The organism is Streptomyces sp. NPDC028711 (assembly GCF_055565415.1).
The window spans coordinates 650,941-672,700 of record NZ_JBVHUJ010000002.1 but is presented as its reverse complement, the minus strand read 5'-3'; the positions used below and the strand labels follow the sequence as shown (position 1 = coordinate 672,700).

14 protein-coding genes and 1 riboswitch are annotated in these 21,760 nt (G+C 70.1%); of the genes, 11 read left to right on the top strand and 3 right to left on the bottom strand.

All coding sequences use genetic code 11. From position 1 onward, the window contains the following. Positions 1-638: 638 nt before the first annotated feature. Genes ACZ4VK_RS08815 through ACZ4VK_RS08805 form a run of 3 tightly spaced genes read left to right on the top strand, consistent with a single transcriptional unit; the run spans position 639 to position 4,688 of the window. Positions 639-1,742 (top strand): pyridoxal phosphate-dependent aminotransferase, encoded by a 1,104-nt coding sequence (locus ACZ4VK_RS08815; protein WP_468349968.1) that lies wholly within the window; start codon positions 639-641, stop codon positions 1,740-1,742. Between the two features lie 42 nt (positions 1,743-1,784). Further along, on the top strand, positions 1,785-2,867 hold the full coding sequence (locus tag ACZ4VK_RS08810) for a cupin domain-containing protein (RefSeq protein WP_468349966.1): 1,083 nt from the start codon (positions 1,785-1,787) through the stop codon (positions 2,865-2,867). A gap of 27 nt (positions 2,868-2,894) precedes the next feature. Further along, positions 2,895-4,688, top strand: a complete 1,794-nt coding sequence (locus tag ACZ4VK_RS08805) for a pyridoxal phosphate-dependent decarboxylase family protein (RefSeq protein WP_468349964.1) — start codon at positions 2,895-2,897, stop codon at positions 4,686-4,688. A gap of 22 nt (positions 4,689-4,710) precedes the next feature. On the opposite strand, the gene ACZ4VK_RS08800 is transcribed toward ACZ4VK_RS08805, so the two are convergent. The 3 genes from ACZ4VK_RS08800 to ACZ4VK_RS08790 all read right to left on the bottom strand — a co-directional run bounded on the left by ACZ4VK_RS08800 (position 4,711) and on the right by ACZ4VK_RS08790 (position 15,829). Then, positions 4,711-5,538 (bottom strand): methyltransferase domain-containing protein, encoded by an 828-nt coding sequence (locus tag ACZ4VK_RS08800; RefSeq protein WP_468349962.1) that lies wholly within the window; start codon positions 5,536-5,538, stop codon positions 4,711-4,713. Between the two features lie 93 nt (positions 5,539-5,631). Next, positions 5,632-7,965: an ABC transporter ATP-binding protein gene (locus tag ACZ4VK_RS08795; protein ID WP_468349960.1), complete on the bottom strand. Its 2,334-nt coding sequence runs from the start codon at positions 7,963-7,965 to the stop codon at positions 5,632-5,634. Between the two features lie 160 nt (positions 7,966-8,125). Next, positions 8,126-15,829 carry an amino acid adenylation domain-containing protein gene (locus ACZ4VK_RS08790; RefSeq protein ID WP_468349959.1) on the bottom strand — a complete coding sequence of 2,568 codons (7,704 nt, stop codon included), beginning with the start codon at positions 15,827-15,829 and terminating at the stop codon, positions 8,126-8,128. Between the two features lie 620 nt (positions 15,830-16,449). On the opposite strand from ACZ4VK_RS08790, the gene ACZ4VK_RS08785 reads away from it, so the two are divergent. The 8 genes from ACZ4VK_RS08785 to ACZ4VK_RS08750 all read left to right on the top strand — a co-directional run bounded on the left by ACZ4VK_RS08785 (position 16,450) and on the right by ACZ4VK_RS08750 (position 21,760). Further along, complete coding sequence (locus ACZ4VK_RS08785; RefSeq protein ID WP_468350801.1) at positions 16,450-16,665, top strand: DUF5132 domain-containing protein; 216 nt, start codon at positions 16,450-16,452, stop codon at positions 16,663-16,665. Positions 16,666-16,814: 149 nt separating this feature from the next. Continuing rightward, positions 16,815-17,030, top strand: coding sequence for an MbtH family protein (locus tag ACZ4VK_RS08780; RefSeq protein WP_468349957.1), 216 nt, complete (start codon positions 16,815-16,817; stop codon positions 17,028-17,030). Between the two features lie 84 nt (positions 17,031-17,114). Further along, positions 17,115-17,309, top strand: coding sequence for a hypothetical protein (locus ACZ4VK_RS08775; RefSeq protein ID WP_468349956.1), 195 nt, complete (start codon positions 17,115-17,117; stop codon positions 17,307-17,309). 585 nt (positions 17,310-17,894) lie between these two features. Then, complete coding sequence (dhaK, locus tag ACZ4VK_RS08770) at positions 17,895-18,887, top strand: dihydroxyacetone kinase subunit DhaK (protein ID WP_468349954.1); 993 nt, start codon at positions 17,895-17,897, stop codon at positions 18,885-18,887. A 26-nt stretch (positions 18,888-18,913) separates the two neighbouring features. Beyond that, positions 18,914-19,534, top strand: coding sequence for a dihydroxyacetone kinase subunit DhaL (gene dhaL, locus ACZ4VK_RS08765; protein ID WP_468349952.1), 621 nt, complete (start codon positions 18,914-18,916; stop codon positions 19,532-19,534). Next, on the top strand, positions 19,531-19,971 hold the full coding sequence (locus tag ACZ4VK_RS08760) for a PTS-dependent dihydroxyacetone kinase phosphotransferase subunit DhaM (protein ID WP_468349950.1): 441 nt from the start codon (positions 19,531-19,533) through the stop codon (positions 19,969-19,971). The genes dhaL and ACZ4VK_RS08760 overlap by 4 nt, the downstream gene beginning before the upstream one ends. Before the next feature lie 279 nt (positions 19,972-20,250). Then, positions 20,251-20,484: riboswitch (cobalamin riboswitch) on the top strand. Between the two features lie 29 nt (positions 20,485-20,513). Next, positions 20,514-21,215, top strand: coding sequence for an energy-coupling factor ABC transporter permease (locus ACZ4VK_RS08755; RefSeq protein ID WP_468349948.1), 702 nt, complete (start codon positions 20,514-20,516; stop codon positions 21,213-21,215). Beyond that, positions 21,212-21,760: an energy-coupling factor ABC transporter substrate-binding protein gene (locus ACZ4VK_RS08750; protein WP_468349946.1), complete on the top strand. Its 549-nt coding sequence runs from the start codon at positions 21,212-21,214 to the stop codon at positions 21,758-21,760. Before ACZ4VK_RS08755 ends, ACZ4VK_RS08750 begins: the two co-directional genes overlap by 4 nt.

Sequence of the window (21,760 nt, the reverse complement as noted above, 5' to 3'; positions counted from 1 at the left end):
GGATTTCCTCCTACTTGCCGGGATGGTGTGGCTACTTTTCTGTCGTGATGTACGAGGGCGTTCGAAGCTTGTGCCAGGACCGATTACGGCCCAGGCGCAGGGCCTGACGATTTCCCCGTCGCACCTACGCAGGACTCGTGCTGGGCAGCAAGGCTGAGTGCCCATCGAGCAAGATCTGCAACCGCGATCCTGCCCTGCTGCGGCCCGTCGAGCTTCCCCCATCCGTGGTATGGAGGAGTGCGCCCGGCGCGTTCCGGGGGCGCATAGCCACCAACAACCTTGGAGCTGTCTTTCACGGTCGCCCGCACCATTCCCTAGCGGTCCTCCAGAGGCTGAAATGTTTGACCCAATCACTCGCCATTGCGAGGTGCGGTACATCATGCACAATGGGGAAACGTTTTCCCTGGACGCAGCAGAAAAATACCCGATGATTGTCGGATATTCACAGCTGTCTCTCGTCGATACTCCGAGGTTGTAAGCTCCGCGGCATGCCCTGTAAGACTGTTTCCACAGCCTGCGAGGCAGCGTATTCAGCGTGGATAAATCGCAGGGGTGCAGTGCAATAGCAGGTCAGATCCCCACACGTCCTGCGTCGGCCGGAACGTGTGAAGTCACTGAGATCTCGGATGAGGTGTCTTGTGCCTCCTGAAAACGGCAAGCGAGTGCGCGAAATTATTCACTCGCTGGGCGTACCCGGCCCTGCCGGACCTCGACCGGAAAGTCTTGGTCTCGTCAATCTCAAATCGAACGAGAACTGGATCGGCGGTCGATACCGCCATTACCCGGAGTATTCGCCTGATTTCCTGGCACCGCTTTACCTGAGCGTGCTGGACGTCATCGACCCGCCGCCCTCACGGTTCGAAGCGGGGCATGCCACCAGGCAGGAGGGCGGCCATGGGGCCGAACCGGACGTCGTCATCACCCGGGGGGCCACGGAGGCGCTGGATCTCGTCCTGCGGGCACTGTTCGAACCGGGGCGGGATGCCGTAGCGGTCACCTGGCCGAGCTTCGGCTTCTTCGAGCGCCTCGCCACATTGCACGGCGTGACCTGCCATCGGGTGCCCCTCGGAGGAGAGCGACACAACCGGCTCGACCTCGATCGGCTGCTGTCGCTCCCCGTCCGGGGAATCTACCTCTGCGACCCCAACAATCCGACGAGTACCTGCCTCGACCCCGGCGATCTGGACCGTCTGCTGGAGCGGTTCGACGGGTTCGTGATCATCGACGAGACGTACGCCGAGTTCGCCGGCCGGCCGTCGCACCGTCACCGGCTGCACTCCCGTCCCGGCCTTATTTCTGTGCGATCGATGTCGAAAGCGCTCGCCATGGCCGAGCTTCGGCTGGGCGCACTGCTCGCGGCTCCCGACATCGCCGAGGCGGTACGCCTCGTCCGGCCTCCGTTTCCGGTTCCGGGACCGGTGGCCGAGGCCGCCTCCGCGGAATTGACCGACCTGACGGGAATCTCGTCCCGCATCACCTCGTGCGTGGCGGAACGCGACCGCCTGGCGAAAGAACTCACGGAATGTCCGGGAGTGCTCAACGTCTTCGCTGACGCGGGATTCGTGACCGTTCAGGTAGCCGACCCATCTGCCGTCACGACCGAGATGGAGAGTTCGCGTATCGCGGTGTTGTCCAGTCCGGAAGGCTGGCACGGGCATCTGCGGGTCTCGGTCGGCTCGCGGCAGGACAACGCGCTGCTGCTGGCGGCTCTGCGGCGCAGCGCCCCACGTATCACCCTCTGATTCATCCTTTCCCCCTGTTCCCCTCTACGAAAGTAGGCGAAAGTGACCGAAGAGCTCACCCTTGACAAGCCGCAGCTGGACACCGCTCTCATGACCGTCAGCCGCGAAGACATCCGCGCGATCTCCTCCGTCGTCGTGGACGGGGAGACCCATCGTCTCGGTCAGCAGCGCGACTTCAGGCGGAACGACCACCTCGCGGCCTTCCTCCCGGAGACAGGGCGACTGTCGCTGGCCTGGGTCCGCTTGGCCGACGGCGAGCAGCTGGACGTCCACCAGCACCCCACCAAGTCGATGATCCTCGTCTGCAAGGGCTCGGTGCGGCTCCTCGGGGACCGCGAGGAGGAACTCACCGAGGGAGACACCGTGGCCGTGCCGCCGGGCGCGCGCCACGGCTTCGTCACCCGGCCGGGCGAGGTGTTCGAGGGCCTGTCGGTGCAGTTCGAGGGCAGCGGCCTCTACGAGGACGAGACGGAACCCCGGGTGAGGTTCAGCGGTGACCTCGCCTCTCTGGCCGAGCTCGAGCGGTACAACGCGGAGCGACTGGACAAGTTCGGCCGGCACCGCATGTTCGAGCTCTTCGACAGCGGCCGGGTGTCGGCTGACCGCGAGATGCGCGACCGCTTCGTGTCCGCGCTCTACGTCTGGTCCGTGTACTTCCAGCGCATGCTCTACGCGCGGCAGGCGGTCTGCGCCGACCCGCGGCTGCGCGAGGTCTACGCGGGCCACCTGCGCGAGGAGTTCGGGCACGACGTCCTGCTCAAGGAACGGCACGGCATCAGCGAGACGGTCTACGACCCGATCCTGGAAGCCGTGGGCAACTGGTTCGTCATGCAGATGCACGGGACCGACGAGGCAGCGAAGATCGTGATCGTGCACATGGTCGTCGAGTCGTCCTGCCAGGTCTTCGGCGAGCGCACCAGCGTCGCCTTCACCGAGGAGGCGGCCAACGACACCACGTACTTCGACCTGCACTCGGAAGTGGACGAGGACCACCGGGAGCTGGGTCGCGATCACCTCCGCGGGCTCTCCGCGGACCAGTTCCCGCGGCTGACGCAGGTCTGCGCCCAGGCGTGGGACCAGCTCGACGTGCTCTTCGAGCGCATCGCCACGTACATGGTGCGCTGACCAACCGGTACACGGAGAGGAGAGCCGATGCGGCACACACGCTCGGATGCGGGTCTGTTCCCACACCCGGACAACCGCGACACGTTCTTGGAACTGCTGCGGCACGTCGTCGACGACTATTACCGATGGCACACGCAGTGCGCGGAAACGGCCGCACCGGCTCTCCCCGATCCCGAGGCGGACAGCCTGAGTGGGCTCCACTCCCCCACAGAGCTCACGGACGACATGAAGGCCGTCGTCGACCTGGTGCGGGAGCTGTCGGGCCGGCTCTCACGCGCGTCGACGCCCTTTCCCTCACCTCTGTATCTCGCGCACATGACGCCGGACGTGCCGGTGGCGGCGAACCTGGCGTACCTGTGCGCGATGCTCTACAACCCCAACAACGTCACGCCGGAGGCGTCTCCGGTGACCACCGACCTCGAGCACGAGGTCTCCGACGACCTGTGCCGCCTGATCGGCCACGCACCCGGCACCGGGTGGGCGCACCTGTCGTCGGGTGGCCACGCCGCCAACTACGAGGCGATGTGGATCGCCCGCAACCTGCGCAGCGTGCCGGCCGCGGTGGCCGCCCATCCCGCCGCCCGCGACCTCGTCGCCGGGGTGCCCCCGATCGTCCTGGCCAACATGCCGGTCGATCGCGTCCTGGACCTCGTCGAGGCCTTGGCGGGCCGTGGCCTGCTCGCCGAGATCGGGCGCCTGGCCGCCACGCGGCGGCGGGAGGCCAAGACGGCCGGCACGCTGTTCCTCGCCCGCAGCGCCCACTACGCGTGGGACAAGTGCGCCGATCTGCTCGGCCTCGGACCGTCCGACGTCGAGCCGATCGGTCTCACGGAGGCCCACCGGCTGGATGTCGATGCCCTGGGCCGACGCGTACGCGCCTTGCTGGAGCGCGGCCGCCCCATCCTGGCGGTGGTCGCCATGTGCGGCAGCAGCGGCGAGGGCGCCGTGGACGACCTCGACGCCATCGTGCGGTTGAGGGACGACTGCGAACGGCGTTTCGGGGCCTCGTTCTACGTCCATGTCGACGCCGCCTTCGGCGGCTACCACCGCAGCCTGTGGCTGCGAGCCGACGGCGAGATGGCCCCCTATGACGAACGGCCGCTGCCCGGCAGCGGCGCCCGGGTGAAGCCCGAGGTCCACGCCGCCTTCCGTGCGCTGCCCAGAGCCGACTCGGTCACCGTGGACCCGCACAAGAGCGGCCACGCCCCGTACCCGGCCGGCGGCCTCGTCCTGCGCGACAGCAGGTTCGTCTCCCTCGTGGCCCGCGAGTCGGTGTACTTCGGCCACGGCAACGGCGGTCGGCTCCCCTTCGGTCCGCACACACTGGAAGGGGCCCGCCCCGGCGCCGCCGCGGCGGCGGTCTGGGCCGCGCACCGGCAGATCGGCCTGCACGCCGAGGGCTACGGCCGTCTGCTGGGCGGCTGCCTCGCGACGGCGCAGCGATTGCACGAGAGGTTCTCCCCCTCGCGGCGGCAGGGGACGCCCGGTGCGCCTCTCGGGATCGTCAGCCGCTTCGCCCCCGATCTGAACATCATCAATCTGGCGGTCGGCCCGGTGCAGGGCGACGGCGGCATCGTCCCGGTGGGCGCGGGCAGCCGCCGGGTCCTCGACTCGATCCTCACCGAGGCCGCCGCAGCCCCCCTGACCAGCCTCTACGTGTCGGGGAACAGCCTCACCGACCGCGCCGGGTCCGGCGGCACGGAACAGGTGCTGCGGCTGTGCGCCATGAAGGAGGTCGGCGCGGGGACGCTGAACACCATTGAGGACGGCCTGCGAGCCGCCGTCGCCCGGTCACTGACACCCACGGGCACCACGGCGTGACCGTGGGCTCCGCTCCCGCCGCTCAGTGACGGCGCGCGACGACGAAGAGACGCCGGAAGGGGAAGAGCGTACGACCGTCCGGCAGTGACGGGTACGCCACGCGGAGCCGGTCCAGGTAAGCGGCGCGGAACACGTCGAACTCGGCTGCGGACAGACCGTCGACGACGGGCCGCAGCCCAGCGGCCTCGACCCACGTCCAGACCGGGTCGGGGCCGCTCAGCACGTGCAGGTACTCCGTGCTCCAGACGTCCACTTCGACGCCTGGGCCGGCAAGCAGTTCGTAGTAGCCGGCCGCGTCCAGCGTGTGACGGTGGCCCAGCGACCGGTACAAGGAGGGCGGACCGAGCGGCTTCCCGTTCGGTCCGCCCTCCTCCAGCGTCTCCAGCATCAACCGGTGCCACGGCGCGTGGTGGCACACGGGCATCTGCACGGCCAGGGCACCGCGCGGCGCGAGGTCGCCGACCATGCGCCGCAGGATGGCGTGATGGTCGGGGACCAGGTGGAACAACGAGTTGGCCAACAGCAGGTCGGGACGGTTCCCGGGACGCCACGAACGGATGTCCTCCTGGTGCAGGACCGCTCCGGGTGCGATGCCGGCCGCCGTCCGCAACATCTCCGCCGAACTGTCGACGCCGTGCACCTCGGCATCGGGGAAGCGCTCGGCCAGCAGGCGGGTGATCGTGCCGGGACCGCAGCCGATGTCGTACACGACCGTGGGGGGCGCGTCGAGGCGGACGCGGTCCAGCAGCTCCACCGCCGGGCGCATCCGGTGTTCGGGGAAGTGCAGGTACAGCTGCGGATCCCAGCTGTCGGCGGCCGGGGACGGGTGAAGGGGCCTAGTTGCGGTCATGTCGATTCCTTGGTCGAAGGTGCTGGAGACGCCGTCCCCGGCCGCGGACCCGAAGGGGGCGCCCGCGACCGGGGACGGCGAGCGAGTAAGGCGTCAGACCGTCACAGGCCGGCCTGCCTGCAGTTTCCACAGCCCGGCGTAGAGGCCGTCGCGAGCCAGGAGTTCGGTGTGCGTCCCCTGCTCGGTCACCAGCCCGCCGGTGCCCATGACGTAGATCCGGTCGGCGCTGCGGACGGTGGACAGCCGGTGGGCGATGACGACCAACGTGCGGTTGGTCCCGAACGCCTGCAGCGCGTCCTGGATGGCGGCCTCGGTCTCGTTGTCGACCGCCGACGTGGCCTCGTCGAGGATCACGATGGGCGGGTTGCGAAGGACGGTGCGGGCCAGCGCGATGCGTTGCTTCTGCCCGCCCGACAGCGCGGCGCCCCGCTCCCCGATGAGCGTGTCGTAGTCGTGCGGCAGCGCCGTGACGAAGTCGTGGGCCCCGGCGGTGCGGGCGGCGGCCACCAGCTGTTCGTCCGTGGCGCCGAAGGTGCCGTAGCGGATGTTGTCCGCGATCGTCGAGTCGAACAGGAACGGTTCCTGGGTGACATACCCGATCGTGCGGCGCAGGTCCGGCAGCGTGAGCGTGCGGACGTCGCAGCCGTCAAGCAGGACGCGTCCGCGGTCAGGTTGACGGAATCCCATGAGCAGTTTGGCGATGGTGGTCTTGCCCGCGCCGGTGGTGCCGACGATGCCGATGGTCTGGCCGGCGCCGGCGGTCAGCGAGGTACCGCGCAGCGCCGGAGGCCGTCCGGGGTAGGCGAAGTGGACGTTCCGCAGCTCGATCTTCCCCTTGACCTTCTGTACGGGCAGCTGCCGGGCGTTTTCCGCGCTGGATTCCTCGGGCAGGTCGTGCAGGTACTGCACGCGGTCCAGGGAGGCGAGGGTGCGCTGGTACTGGTCGGTGACGTTGCCGAGCCGGGAGAGCTTCGCGAGAGCGTTGCCCGGCAGTTCGATCAGCGGCCCGAACGCCGCGGTGGACACCGTGCCCCGCAGTACGGCCCTGCCGCCCAGCAGCAGCGTGCCGACCAGCGTCGACCACGCGGAGAGCCGCAGGACCTGCGTCTGGGCCGCCGCACTCTTGTCCGTGTGCTTGTTGACCTCGCGGTACTCCCGGCTCAGTTCGGCGACCCGTCCGCTCTCGTGGTCCTCGGTGCACGCGGACTTGATGGTGGTGTGTGCCTGAATGTTCTCGGCCATGCGGCTGTTCAGCCGCGCCCGGTGTTCGCCGGAGGTTCCATGGTCGGCGATCGCACGCCGGTGGAACCGGAACGACAGCCAGGTGACCAGCGGGACGGGGGCGAAGGCGACCCACGCGATCTGCGGGGCCAGCAACAGATAGACCGGGACGAGCACCGCGAAACTGGTGGCCATCTGGACCACTTCATGCAGGTTGGCCCCGACGAAGGAACCCATCTGGCCGACGTCCTCGGTCAGCACCGCGGAGATCCGGCTGGTGCGTTCGTTCTCCAGGTCGGCCGGCGCCAGACGCTGCACATGGTCGTACGTACGGGTGCGCCAGTCGTCCTCGACAGCCTGCCCGAGCCGGCGCCATTTGACGTCGGCCCGGTAGGTAAGGGCCGCCATGGTGAGGCAGGCCAGTGCCGCGGCGCCGGTGAGAGCCGACAGCTGGGTCGCGGTTCCCACCAGGCCGAGGCCCGCGAGGGTACCGCTCCCGCCCCGGGCGAGCACCAGCACGATCGAGGGCACCAGGGCGTACATCGCCAGCTCCGCCAGCTGAGCGAGGACGGAGAGCAGCGTCGCTGAACCGACTTGCCGCCGGTGCCGGCCGATGATGGTGCGCAGCGGACGGCGGCGCGGGGGCGTGCCGTCCTCCGGTTGGTCCGGTCGTTTCGCGCCGTCGAACCCCCGCCACCCGCGTCTGACCACGACGGTCGTCGCCGCCGCGGCCAAGCCCAGGCTGATGAGAGGGCTGGCGAGCAGTTTGAAGCCGAAAGCGCCGCAGGCGGCGACCGCGAGCGCGGTCATCACAGCTCCGCCCTTGACCACGGCCTTGGACTGGACGTGCCGCCGGGCGAGCGCGGGCAGTTCTCCCGGGGCGTGGGCACCGGCAGGCCTCCGACCGCCCCGCGCGCCCGCGCCCTTCGTCGCGCCCGGGAGGGAAGCGCTTCCGTCAGCGCACGCCCTGACGTACGCCAGGGCGCGTGCGACAGCCACGTGCACGCGCAGTGCGATGCGCTGCGGCGTGACCGCGGGGTCGTGCAGGACCAGCAGGCGTCCGGTGACGGGGCTGACACGCGCTTCGGTGATGTCGGCGTCGGCGGCGAGGACGTTCTCGACCAGCCGGGCGAGGAACGGCCTGTTCAGCACCGGCTCGACGTCCCAGCGCTGTCTGCCGGGAAGCACCGATCTGACATGCAGCATCCGCCGCACATCGGGAGGACGCGGCGTGGACGCGTCGACGGCTGGGGCCAGGAGCAAGGACATCGCAGCTTTCACCGGGTTTCGAAGGGAGGCGCCACGGAAGGCGGCTGCGGGGCAGGTCCATGTCCCGCAGCGGAGAGGGCGGTGGGCGATCGAAGATCTAACGAAGGTGTTCGTACGGAGGACATGGCGGCGCCGTCCCGACGTCCAAGCGGCTCAGAGGCTCGTCGGGGGACTGGGCTGCCGCCGTCAACAACCGCACCCAACTCTCGAAGAGACCGGCGACCGTCTGCCGGTCGAACAGGTCGGTGTTGTACCGGAACAGTCCTTCCAGACCGGCCGGACCGCCGTCCGCCCCTTCGCGCTCGGTCAGACCGACGCTGAGCGGGTCGATGGCCGTGTCCGTCCCCACCGGAAACTCGCTCACCCGCAGTCCGGACGGCGCGAAGTGGCCCTGCGGAGTGTTCTGCAGGATGAGCATGACGGGGTACAGCGGATGGCCGGCGTCGAGCGCCTCCATCAACTGCCCCAGACCCAGGTCCTGGTGGGCGTACGCGGCGAGCGCGGTCTCGCGGGACTGTTCCAGCAGTTCGGTGAAGGTGGGGTCGCCGGAGGTGTCCGTGCGCAGCACCACGATGTTGGCGAAGAGCCCCACGAGGTCGTCCAGGGCCTGGTCGGTGCGTCCGGCGACGGGAGTGCCGACGAGGATGTCGGTGCCGGCGCCCAGCTTGGTGAGCAGGGCGGCGAGTCCGGCGTGAAGCACCATGAACAGGCTCGTCCCTGTCCGGCGTGCCAGCTCCACAAGCCGCCCGTGCAGCTCCGCGTCCATACGGACGGTGAGATGGCCACCGCGATGCGACACGGCGGCCGAACAGGTACGGCCGTGGGGAAGCCGCACCTCCTGGGGGAGGTCAGTGAGGGTTTTGGTCCAGTGGGCGAGCTGGTGTGCGGTGAGGCTGTCGGGGTCGTGGGGGTCACCGAGGAAATCGTGCTGCCAGAGGGTGTAGTCGGCGTACTGGACGGGCAGCGGCGGCCAGTCGGGCTGCTCGCCTCGGCTGTGGGCGGTGTAGGCGGTCGTGAGGTCGCGGACGAGGGGGCTGATGGACCAGCCGTCGGCCGCGATGTGGTGGATGGTGACCAGCAGGACGTGGTCGTCCGGTGCGAGCGCGAAGAGATCGGCGTGCAGCGGGGGCTCGGCGCTGAGGTCGAAGGGATACCGGGCCGCCTGGGTGAGCCGTTCCTGCAGGGCGTCCTCGTCGTCGACGGCGATGTCGAGTTTGGTGACGGTCAGGGGTGGGGGTGTGGTGGGCGAGTCGAGGACGTGCTGGCAGGGCATACCGTCGATCTCGCGGAAGACCGTGCGCAGTGGCTCGTGCCGGATCATCACGTCGGCCAGGGCCTGCTCCAGCGCCGCACGGTCGAGACGGCCCCGCAGACGCAGCGCCAGCGGGATGTTGTACGTGGCACTGGGCCCCTCCTCGCGGTGCAGGGACCACAGCCACTGCTGTCCGTACGACAGCGGTACCCGCGCGGGGCGCGGCTGGGGTACGACAGCGGCCCGGACCGGCAGTTCGCCCTCGTCCAACCGCTGCGCCAGTGCGGCGACAGTCGGAGCTTCGAACAATGCCCGCACCGTGAGTTCGGTGTTGAGGGTGGTGCGGATGCGGCTGGTGAGGCGGGTGGCGAGGAGGGAGTGACCGCCGAGGGCGAAGAAGTCGTCGTCGGCCCCGACGGCGGGCAGCCCCAGGACCTCGGCGAACAGTCCGGCGAGGACGTGCTCCTGAGGCGTACGCGGAGCCCGCCCCCGAGGCATGGAACTGGCATCGGGCGCCGGCAGGGCGGCCCTGTCCAGCTTGCCGTTCGGCGTCAGCGGCAGCGCATCGACCACGACCAGCGCGGAAGGCACCATGTAGGCGGGCAGGCTCTCCTCAAGGCGGGCACGGGCAGCGGCCACATCACAGGAACCGTGGGGATCGGCGGGGACCAGGTAGGCGGTCAGGCGGGTGTCACCCGGACTCGCCTCGTGACCGGCGACAGCCGCATGCGCGACTCCCGGGCAGGCTGTCAGAGCGGCCTCGATCTCACCGAGCTCGATCCGGAAACCGCGGACCTTGACCTGGTCATCGGCACGGCCCATGAACTGCAATTGCTCGTCGGACCGCCACCGAGCCAAGTCCCCCGTGCGGTACATACGTGTGCCGGGAGGCCCGAACGGGTCCGCGACGAACCGCTCCGCCGTCAGCCCCGGCCGCCCCAGATACCCCCGCGCCAAGCCCGAGCCCGCTACATACAGTTCACCCGTCACGCCCGGCGGCACGGGCCGCAACGCCGCATCCAGCACATACGCCCGCGCACCAAGGACGGGCTGCCCGAGGACCGGTTCCGGGGTGGCGTCCAGCCGGGCGCGCACCGCGTCCACGGTGCACTCGGTCGGCCCGTACATGTTGAAGGCGGTCAGCCCCTCCATCGACCGCAGCTCCTCCCACAGCCGCTCCGGCAGAGCCTCGCCGCCGAGCACGGCCACGCCCGGCCGCCACTCCTCGTGTGCGAACAAGCCCCGGTCGGCCAGGACGCGGAGGTACGACGGTGTGACGTCGACGGAGTCGATCCGGTGTCGCACCAGCCACGCCCCGAACAGGTCCCCGTCCGTCCACGTCGCGGCGTCGGGCACATGCAGCTCGTGACCGCCCATCAGCGCCGCCAGCTGGCCCCAGGAGGCGTCGAAGGACACGGAGGCGGTCAGGGCCACCCGCAGCGGCCGCCCGCCTGCGCGCTCAGCTGCGGGGGCGAAGACCTGCTCCTGGTACTGGACGGCCAGCGCGGCCACGCTCCGGTGTCGGGCCACGACCCCCTTGGGGCGGCCGGTCGAGCCCGAGGTGTAGATCACGTAGGCCGGATGGTCGGGCAGCAGCCATGGCTCCGGGTCGGTCTCCGGGAACGCCTCCACCAGCTCGGCGGTCTCGGGAGCGTCGAGGAGCAGGCGCGGCAGATCCGGTCCGCAGCCGGCCGTGGCCGTGGTGGCCGAGTCGGTCAGCAGCAGCACGGGCCGGGCGTCCTCGACCATGGCGGCGATGCGGGCAGCCGGGTACTGGGGGTCCAGCGGCAGGTAAGCGGCTCCCGCCTTGAGCACGGCGAGGAGAGCCACGACCAGGTCTGCCGACCGCGGCAGGGCGAGGGCGACGATGTCCTCGGTCCCGACGCCCCGGGCGATGAGGGCGTGGGCCAGCCGGTTGGCCCGGGAATTCAGCTCGGCGTACGTCAGCGTGGTGTCGGCGGCCACCACCGCGGTCGTGTCCGGGGCGGCCGACACTCGCTCCTCGAAGAGGCGGGGGAGGGTGTCCGCCGGGAGCGGCGCCGTGGCGTCGGTGTTCGTGTCCGCGTCGCCGAGCAGGCGTCGGCGTTCGTCGTCGGACAGCACGTCGATGCGGCTGATCGGCCGGTCGGGGTCCTGCGCGGCTGCCCCGAGCAGGCGCAGCCAGCGTTCGGCCAGCGTGCGGACCGTGCCCGCCTCGAACAGGTCCGTGGCGTATCCGAAGGTTCCCACCAGACCGAGGTTCCGGCCGTCTTCACGCCGCTCGACGAGGGCGACGTCCAGATCGAACTTGGCCGCCCCCGTGGGCACCGCGACGGCGGAGACCTCCAGTCCGGGGATCTCCGGCGGGCCGGAGTCGGCGGCGTCGACGGAGAGCATGACCTGGAAGAGCGGATGCCGGGCCGCTGACCGCGCTGGGTTGAGTGCCTCCACCAGGTGCTCGAACGGCAGGTCCTGGTGGGCGTACGCGCCGAGCGCGGTCTCGCGGACCTGCTCGAGGAGTTGGGTGAAGGTCGGGTCACCGGACGTGTCCGTGCGCAGCACCACCGTGTTGACGAAGAATCCGACGAGGTCGTCCAGGGCCTGGTCGGTGCGTCCGGCGACAGGACTACCGACCGGGATGTCGGTGCCGGCGCCCAGCTTGGTGAGCAGGGCGGCGAGTCCGGCGTGAAGCACCATGAACAGGCTGGTCCCCGTCCGGCGGGCCAGCTCCATGAGCCGCTCGTGCAGCTCCACGTCCACCTCGATGCCCACCGAGTCACCGCGGTGCGAGGGCACCGCCGGCCGGAGCCGGTCGAAGGGAAGCTCCAGCTCTACGGGCAGATCGGCGAGGGCGTTGGTCCAGTGGGCGAGCTGGTGTGCGGTGAGGCTGTCGGGGTCGCGCGGGTCGCCGAGGAGGTGGTGTTGCCAGAGGGTGTAGTCGGCGTACTGGACGGGCAGCGGCGGCCAGTCGGGCTGCTCGCCTCGGCTGCGGGCGGTGTAGGCGGTCGTGAGGTCGCGGACGAGGGGGCTGATGGACCAGCCGTCGGCCGCGATGTGGTGGATCGTGACCAGCAGGACGTGGTCGTCCGGGGCGAGCACGAAGAGATCGGCGTGCAGCGGGGGCTCGGCGCTGAGGTCGAAGGGATACCGGGCCGCCTGGGTGAGCCGCTCCTGCAGCGCGTCCTCGTCCTCGACGTCGAGGTCGGTGACCGGCAGGGGCGGAGGTGTGGTGGGCGGGTCGAGAACGTGCTGGCAGGGCACACCGTCGATCTCGCGGAAGACAGTACGCAGCGGCTCGTGCCGGATCACCACGTCGGCCAGGGCGCGTTCCAGTGCCGTGCGGTCGAGACGACCTCGCAGCCGCAACGCCAGCGCGATGTTGTACGTGGTATTGGGACCTTCCAGGCGATGGAGGAACCACAGCCGCCGCTGCGCGAACGACAACGGAACCGGGTCGGGTCGCTTCTGGGGTGTCAGAGCCGGCCGCTGGCTGCCGGTCGAAGCCAGCCGGGTGGCGAGGGCTGCGACGGTAGGAGTCTCGAAAACCTGACGCAGGGTCACTTCGGAGTCAAGGGTGGTGCGGATGCGGCTGGTGAGGCGGGTGGCGAGGAGGGAATGGCCGCCGAGAGCGAAGAAGTCGTCGTCGGCCCCGACCGCCGGCAGACCCAGGACCTCGGCGAAGAGCCCGGCAAGCACATGCTCCTGAGGCGTACGCGGAGCCCGCCCCCGAGACACCGGATCAGTCTCGGGCGCCGGCAGGGCAGCCCGGTCCAGCTTCCCGTTCGGCGTCAACGGCAACGCATCCACCACGACCAACGCGGAAGGCACCATATACGCGGGCAAGCTCTCCTCAAGACGAGCACGGGCAGCGGCCACATCACAAGAATCCCGAGAGCCGGCGGGGACCAGGTAACCGGTGAGGCGAGTGTCACCCGGACGCACCTCATGAGCGACGACAGCCGCATGCGCCACACCGGCACAAGCCGCCAGAGCCGCCTCGATCTCACCCAGCTCGATCCGGAAACCCCGCACCTTCACCTGGTCATCAGCACGACCCACGAACTGCAACTGCCCATCAGACCGCCACCGCGCCAGATCCCCCGTCCGATACATCCGCGTACCCGGAGGCCCGAAAGGATCCGCCACGAACCGCGACGCCGACAGACCCGGCCGCCCCAGATAACCCCGCGCCAAACCCACCCCAGCCACATACAGCTCACCCGTCACCCCCGCCGGCACCGGCCGCAACGCCACATCCAGCACATACACCCGCGCACCAGGAATCGGCCTCCCGATCGACGGCGTCGCGTCGGAAGGTGTCAGCGGTCCGCTCATCGACGGGCACACCGTGACCTCGGTCGGACCGTAGCCATTGATCATGCGCCGCCCCGGAGCCCACCGTTCCACCAACCCTGGTGGGCACGCCTCGCCCGCCACCACCAGCGTCTCCACTGAGGCGTCCGTCGTGTTCACCGCGGTCAGTGCCGACGGCGGCACGATCGCGTGGGTGATGCGCACGTCCGGATCGGTGAGGGCGGCCAACGGGTCGCCGTCGAGCACGAGCACCAGAGCCGCCCCGGACAGCAGGGCGGTGAACGCCTCCGCCACGGAGGAGTCGAAGCTGGGCGAGGCGAACTGCAGCATCCGGCTGCTGGTGTCGACCGCGAACCCGTCGGCCATGGCGGCGACCATGTTCGCCACACCGGTGTGGGTGACCACGACGCCCTTGGGACGACCGGTCGACCCCGAGGTGTAGATCACGTACGCCGGATGCCGAGGATCCACCTCGATCCCCGGATCGGTGTCCGGTCGGCCCCCCGACAATTCCGCCACCGTGCTCACATCGTCGATGACCAGGGCCGGAACCGCGTCGCTGAGCATGTACGCGATCCGTTCCGCCGGGTACTCCGGATCCACCGGCAGGTACGCGGCCCCCGCCTTCAGCACCCCCAGGAGCGCCACCAGCTGGTCCACGCCACGCGGCAGCACCAGGGCCACCACGTCCTCCGCCCCGATGCCGCGTGCCGCCAAGGCGTGCGCGACACGGTTGGCCCGCGCGTTCAGCTCCGCATAACTCACGGTGGTGTCACCGGCCACCACGGCTGTCGCGTCCGGAGCCCTGCGCACCCGGTCCTCGAACAGCCGCGACACCGGGGCCGCCGCCGCTCCGGCGACGTCGTCGGCCGGGAGCAGAGCCTTCCGTTCCTGGGCGGACAACACCTCGATCCGGCCGAGCGGCGTGCCCAAGTCGGCCTCTGCCAGCACCGAGATCAGTCCCAGCAAGCGTTCCTGATGGACGACCAGATCACTGCGGCTGTACATCCCGGTAGCCGCCTGCAGTTCCAGCTGGGGGCCACCGCCGTCCCGCCGGTCCCGCACGGTGACCACCAGATCCGTGCCCTGCTGGGCCGAGACGCTGTGCGCGCTGCACCGATGGCCGGCGAAGGTGAAGTCGTAGTCGAACCGGGTGATGTTGACGAGTGGCGAGAAGGCCCGGTTGCCGCCTTCAGCCAACGCGAGGTCCCGGCGGAGGTCCTCGCCGCGATAGCGCTGGTGAGCCACCGCTTCACGCATCCGCTCGTCGACATGTTCCAGCAAAGCCCCCAGCGACATGTCGGCCCGCAACGTCAGCCGCACCGGAACCACGTTGGCGAGCATTCCGGGCGTCGAGCGGGTGAGCTCATCAGGCCTGCCGGCCACGACCAGGCCCGGCGTCACGTCCTGCGCGCCCGTCAGCCGGTAGGTGTACAGCGCGACCCCGGCCACGACCAGCCTGGGCCAGGTGACACCGGCGCGTCGGGCCGCCGCGTACACCGCCTCGTAGTTCGGGAGCGACCGCGTGCCGCTCACCTGGAGGGCTGCCGCGGCCCGGGTCTCCGCCGCAGGGCCTGCGTGTGCCGTCGCGAGGTCGGGCCGGTGCGGGATCGTGGTCGTCCCCGTCCAGCCGGCCAGCCGCCGCCTCCAGAACTCCCGGTCGGCTGCCGCGGCCGTGGAGGCGTGGTAGTCCGCATCGGCACGGACGAGGGCGGACAGCGGGGCGAAGGGACCAGGGCCGGACGGCTGCCCGCCGGCCAGGGCGGTGTACACCTCAGCGACCCGACGGGCGATAAGGGCGAAGCCGAAGCCGTCCACAGCCACGTGGTGGTACGTATGACACCACCAGAACCGGTCAGGCCCCAGCCGCAGTAGCGCGAAGCTGAACAGCGGTCCGCCGGACAGGTCAAGGCGCTGGGCCACGTCTGCCGCGATCCAGGCCCGCGCGGCCGCCTCCGGAGCGGGCTCGTCCGCGACGTCGACCAGCGGCAGGACCCAGGGAACTTCACGTTCCAGAACCTGCACCGGGCCGTCGTCGCCGACGGCAAGACGCACCCGCAGCGCGTCGGTCTCGTTCACGACCTGACGCAGCGCGGTCTCGAAGACCGCGGGGTCGACCGCCCCGTCGATCTCCAGGTACTCGCCGATCCGCCATCCCACACCGGGTTGAGCTCTGTGCTGCTCGGCCAGCCAGATCTCGCGCTGCGCCGCCGTGACGGGCAGCACCTCGGCCGACGCGTCGGAGCTGCGTCCCACGGTCGGAGCTGCGGTGGTGACGGACAGAGGGGAGAGTTCGGGGCGAGACAAGAGCAACCTCCGGAGATTTCCTGAAAGCCCGCCAGTGGCAGACGGCCGCCGACGTTTCAAGGCGCAGCATGGACGGGCTGACGCATCGGCCCTCATCAAGCAGGCACATCGCAGTGTGCAGGAAGGCAGGAAGTGAAGGCCCGGCACGTTCAGGGCCCTTACTGGAGTTCCAAGCGTGCCAACTCAGGAATCCCTACACCGCTGCGCGGGGGTGATTATCCCTCGAAGGAATTACCCACGCCCCGGCCCCACATACTTCAGTGAATGGGATTATCACTGCCGGCCGCACAGGCGCGAGGACACCCCTGACCGCAGGCCGTACCACAAGCTGGATCAGCCTAAACGATTCTCCATTCGATATTCACTCGAAGTCATCGTATTCACGAGACAACCGGGGGCAGCACGTGGCCTTGGTGCGCGAATATCGGCTAGCGTGCGAGTGCTGACCGCGCAGGGATTCGGGTGGTCGCGGCGCACCAGCGCTTAGCCCACGGCGTGGTCACGTTCCGTCCTGCTGGCAAAAACAAGAGAAAGGCACGGCTATGCCTCCTTTTTTCCTTCCTTTCTTGGTGGGTATCGTCGCGGCGCCCCTGGTGAAGCGAGCGGTGAAGCCCGTGGTACGCAACACCATCGCGGCCTCTGTCGGTCTGGCCGTGGAGATGAAGAAGGCCGCCCATCAGGTCGGCGAGGAGTTGCAGGACATCACCGCCGAGGTGACCGCCGAGCGAATCACCGCCGAGCTGCGGGATGGCGAGAAGCCCACGGTCAAGGCCGGAAAGTCCTGACCGGCTGACGGCTCCCGGGGCACGCAGGGACAAGCCTTGCCAGCAGGTCGGGGCAGCGCGAGCGCCGGGGAAGCCGTCCACGGATCACGGCACGTGAGCAACCCTCGTGCCGACACGCCCCTCTCTTCCTTCCCGGAAAGCAGTAACGCATGATCAACCCGTTCGAGGACGAGGACGCACACTTTTTGGTGTTGGTCAACGAAGAAGGCCAGCACTCCCTTTGGCCCGCCTTCGCCGACGTTCCCGACGGTTGGGCCGTGGCCCACCCTGAGGACACCCGACGACAGTGTCTGGACCACATCGAACGATCCTGGACCGATATGCGGCCGTACAGCCTCGTCGCGGCCATGAACAGCCGGCCTTAGCCCGGCCGTGAACCGGACGAACGGCACGCAGTGCCGCTCCCGGGCAGCAAGAAGGAATTGAAGGGTTATGAAGGTCGTGATCTGGTGACTGAAGCCGAGCAGGTGCAGCATCCGCCCGCGGACGTGCTGTACACCGCCGAACTGGTCCGTCGGCACGGTGCCTACACGCTGATCGTGCGGGACTTGGTGCAGGGCGTCCAAAAGACAACCACTGTCCCCAGGAAAACGGTGGGGAAGATCCCCATGTACCTCTCGATGCTGAACCTCGACGAGTGCTGACGGGCTCTCGCCACATATACACAAGCACCGATGGGGCCGACCCTTCAGCCTGCCCTTGGAAGACCGGGCGCTGAGGTCGCGGCGTACTCCCGAGCGAACCTGACGACGTGCCGGCGAGCCGCGCCGGCCAGACCTCCTCGGCGGTCTGGCCGGCGCGGCTCGCCCCGACAGCGCCGCCGCCCTGCACCCGGCCGCGCGTTCGACAGGCGGCGATCATTCGCATCTGCTCGGCCCCTGCGCAGGCCAGGGCCCGCAAGGTGCGCCTCTCGCGCACACACGAGGGGACATGACCCCGCCGGGGCGCGGGCGAGCAGTACAAGGTGTTCGGTGACCGTCACCTCGCATCCACTCCGACCCCACGCTCGCGCCATCGGGCGCCGCTAGGCAGCCTTCAGTCCCCGACGCCGGCCCGGCATCGACGCGCGATGCCGGTGGTCTGTGATCGTCGGCGCAAACCATCGATACTGCTGAAGGCACCACGAACCGCACCCGCGAACCCGCATCGCGGGTCAGCAATCTGATGCCTCGTCATGAAGGTCGGCAAGAGGTCGGCGTCACACTCGCTAGCGTAGCCAGGAGTTACGTATGAGGATGCTCATCAACGTTCCCGAGACCGTCGTCGCCGACGCGTTGCGTGGGATGGCGGCCGCTCATCCCGAGCTCACCGTGGACGTGGAGCGGCGGGTCGTGATGCGGCGGGACGCGCCCATGGCGGGGAAGGTCGCGCTGGTGTCCGGTGGCGGCTCCGGGCACGAGCCCCTGCACGGGGGGTTCGTGGGGCCCGGGATGCTGGCGGCCGCGTGTCCCGGCGAGGTGTTCACGTCTCCCGTGCCCGATCAGATCGTCCGGGCCGCCGCTGCCGTCGACAGCGGGGCAGGCGTGCTGTTCGTCGTCAAGAACTACACCGGGGACGTGCTCAACTTCGACATGGCGGCGGAACTCTCCGAGGACGAGGGCATCCAGGTCGCCAAGGTCCTCGTCGACGACGACGTCGCCGTCACGGACAGCCTGTACACGGCGGGCCGGCGCGGGACGGGCGCCACGCTCTTCGTCGAGAAGATCGCGGGCGCCGCCGCCGAGGAGGGCGCGCCGTTCGAGCGGGTGGAGGCCATCGCCCGCCGGGTCAACGAGCGCTCCCGGTCCTTCGGCGTGGCCCTGAGCGCCTGTACCACCCCCGCCAAGGGCAGCCCCACCTTCGATCTCCCTTCGGGCGAGCTGGAGTTGGGCATCGGCATCCACGGCGAACCGGGCCGCGAACGGCGGCCGATGATGACCTCCCGGGAGATCGCCGACTTCGCCGTCGACGCCGTCGTCGAGGACCTCCGCCCGTCCGCGCCGGTGATCGCGCTGGTGAACGGCATGGGCGCCACCCCGCTCCTGGAGCTGTACGGCTTCAACGCGGAGGTGCAGCGCGTGCTCGGCGAGCGGCGCGTGCCGGTGGCCCGTACCCTCGTCGGCAACTACGTGACCTCGCTCGACATGGCCGGCTGCTCGGTGACGCTGTGCGAGGTGGATGAGGAGCTCCTCCGCCTGTGGGACGCGCCCGTACAGACGCCCGCGCTGCGCTGGGGCCGGTGAGACGAGGGATGGGAGAGGGGACCGGCATGACGGAGACCTTCGGCGCGGACTTCCTGGTCCGCTGGCTGACCGCGGTGGCCGAGGCCGTCGACCGTGAGGCGGACCGGCTCACCGAGCTCGACTCGGCCATCGGCGACGCCGACCACGGCACGAACCTGAGGCGGGGGTTCGCCGCCGTCACGGAGACACTCGCCAAGGAGCCGCCCGCTGCGCCCGGTGCCGTGCTCACCACCGCCGGACGGCAGCTGATCTCCACCGTCGGCGGCGCGTCGGGACCGCTGTACGGCACGCTGCTGCGCCGTACCGGCAAGACCCTCGGCGACGCCGAGCGGATCACCAGGGAGCAGCTGGCCGAGGCCCTCGGTTCCGGTGTGTCCGCCGTGTCCCAGTTGGGCGGTGCGCAGGTGGGCGACAAGACGATGCTGGACGCGCTCGTTCCTGCCGTGGAGGGCCTGCGAGCCTCGTTCGCGGCGGGCCGTACCGCCGCCGAGGAGGGCGCCCTCGCGACCGTACCCCTGCGGGCGCGCAAGGGCAGGGCCAGCTATCTGGGCGAGCGGTCGGTGGGGCACCAGGATCCGGGGGCCACCTCCTCGGCACTGCTGTTCGCCGCGCTCGACGACACCGCGCGTACGGAGGGGGCGTCATGAGCCCCGTGGCCGAGGGCGCGGCGGCCCCCGGCGGTTCCGCGCCCGTCGGCATCGTGCTCGTCTCGCACAGCGCCGCCGTCGCGACCGCCGTGGCCGAGCTGGCCCGGGGGCTCTCCGGCGGCGGCGACCTGGCGCCGATCGCCCCCGCCGGCGGGACCCCGGACGGTGGCCTGGGGACGAGTTCCGAGCTGATCAGCCAGGCGGCGAAGGCCGTGGACCGGGGCGCCGGAGTGGCGATCCTGGTCGACCTGGGGAGCGCCGTGCTCACCGTGAAGGCGCTGCTCGCCGAGGGCGACGAGCTGCCCGAGGGCGCGCGGCTCGTGGACGCGCCGTTCGTCGAGGGCGCGGTCGCCGCGCTTGTCACGGCGAGCGCCGGCGGGGATCTCGACGCGGTGGCGGCTGCGGCTGCGGAGGCGTACGGCTATCGCAAGGAGTGACTGGGCGGGGGGCGTACGCCTGTCGGGCGGAGTGACCGTCGCGAGGGTGTGCGCCCGCCGGGGAAATGACCGCACGGGGTGTGCGGTCCGCCGCCAGGAACGACTGCGCGAAGTGTGCGGCCTGGCGACAGGAATCACCTGGTCAGGGCGTGTCCGCGTCCTCGGAGATGAGCTCCCCAGGGGGCATGTCCCCGATGCCCGGAATGACCGCGTGAGGCGTGTGCCCTGCCCCGTGGAATGACTGCGTGGAGTGAGCGAGAAGCCGCACCGCGTGGCGACCGTGTTGTGATGTACCTGGTCAACGCACTAGTGTCACAGCGCCTTGGTGTACGGGAAACCGGTGCAGTACCGGTGCGGCCCTCGCCACTGTGATCGGGAGGTCCGGCTCCACCCTCGGGGGGAACACCCTCGGGGAAGCCACTGGACCGCGACGGGAGACCGTCGTGGTGTGGGAAGGCGGAGTCCGGACGTATGACCGTCAGCCAGGAGACCGGCCAGGGTGCGTTGTCCATCCACGAGGTGCTGGAGAGGGTCTCCCAACCATGCATATAGCCGAGGGGTATCTGCCCCCTGTGCACGCGGCCGCCTGGGGCGTCGCGTCCGCGCCGTTCGTCGTCCACGGGGTCCGCGCGCTGACCCGTGAAGTACGGTCGAACCCCGAGTCCACCCTTCTGCTCGGCGCCTCCGGCGCCTTCACCTTCGTCCTCTCGGCGCTCAAACTGCCGTCGGTGACGGGTAGTTGCTCGCATCCGACCGGTACCGGTCTCGGTGCGATCCTGTTCCGGCCGCCGATCATGGCGGTCCTCGGGACGATCACACTCCTCTTCCAGGCCCTGCTGCTCGCCCATGGCGGGCTGACCACGCTCGGCGCGAACGTCTTCTCGATGGCGATCGTCGGCCCCTGGGCGGGATACGGGACGTACCTGCTCCTTCGCCGGTCCGGTGCGCCCCTGATGGTCGCCGTCTTCTCGGGGGCGTTCGTCGCCGACCTGTCCACGTACTGCGTCACCAGCGTGCAGCTGGCGCTCGCCTTCCCCGACCCGGGGAGCGGTGTGGTCGGCGCGCTCGCCAAGTTCGGCGGGATCTTCGCGGTGACGCAGATCCCGCTGGCCGTGAGCGAGGGCCTGCTCACCGTGCTCGTGATGCGGCTGCTCACGCAGTCCAGCAAGGGCGAACTCACCCGGCTCGGCGTCCTCGGCGGACGCACGGCGGCGCGACGCGAGAAGGAGGCGAGCGCGCGATGAGCCGGAACACGAAGATCAACGCGCTGCTGCTGTTCGTCGTCGCGGCGCTCGCCGTACTGCCGTTGGCACTGGGGCTCGGGGACCACAAGGAGGAGCCGTTCACGGGGGCTGACGCGGAGGCGGAGACCGCGATCACGGAGCTCCGGCCGGATTACGAGCCGTGGTTCAGCCCCCTGTACGAGCCGCCGTCCGGGGAGATCGAGTCCGCGCTGTTCTCCCTTCAGGCGGCGCTGGGCGCGGGCGTCCTCGCGTACTACTTCGGTCTGCGGCGGGGCCGCAGGCAGGGGGCGGCAAGGGCCGAGGCGGCCCGGGGCGTCGGGGAGGGTGAGGTCGCGGTCGGAGCCGTGGGGGACGGTCAGGGCATCACCGACACGGTGGGCGCGGCCCCGAGTACGGCCGATGGTCATGGCACCGACCCGGGCATCGACGCCGGCCGGAACATCGACCCGGGCATCGGCGCCGGTCCCGCCACCGGGCGTGGCGCCAAGGGCCGGGGCGGGGACCGCTCCGGGGGCGGCGCCGGCCTCGACGGACGGGACGCGTAG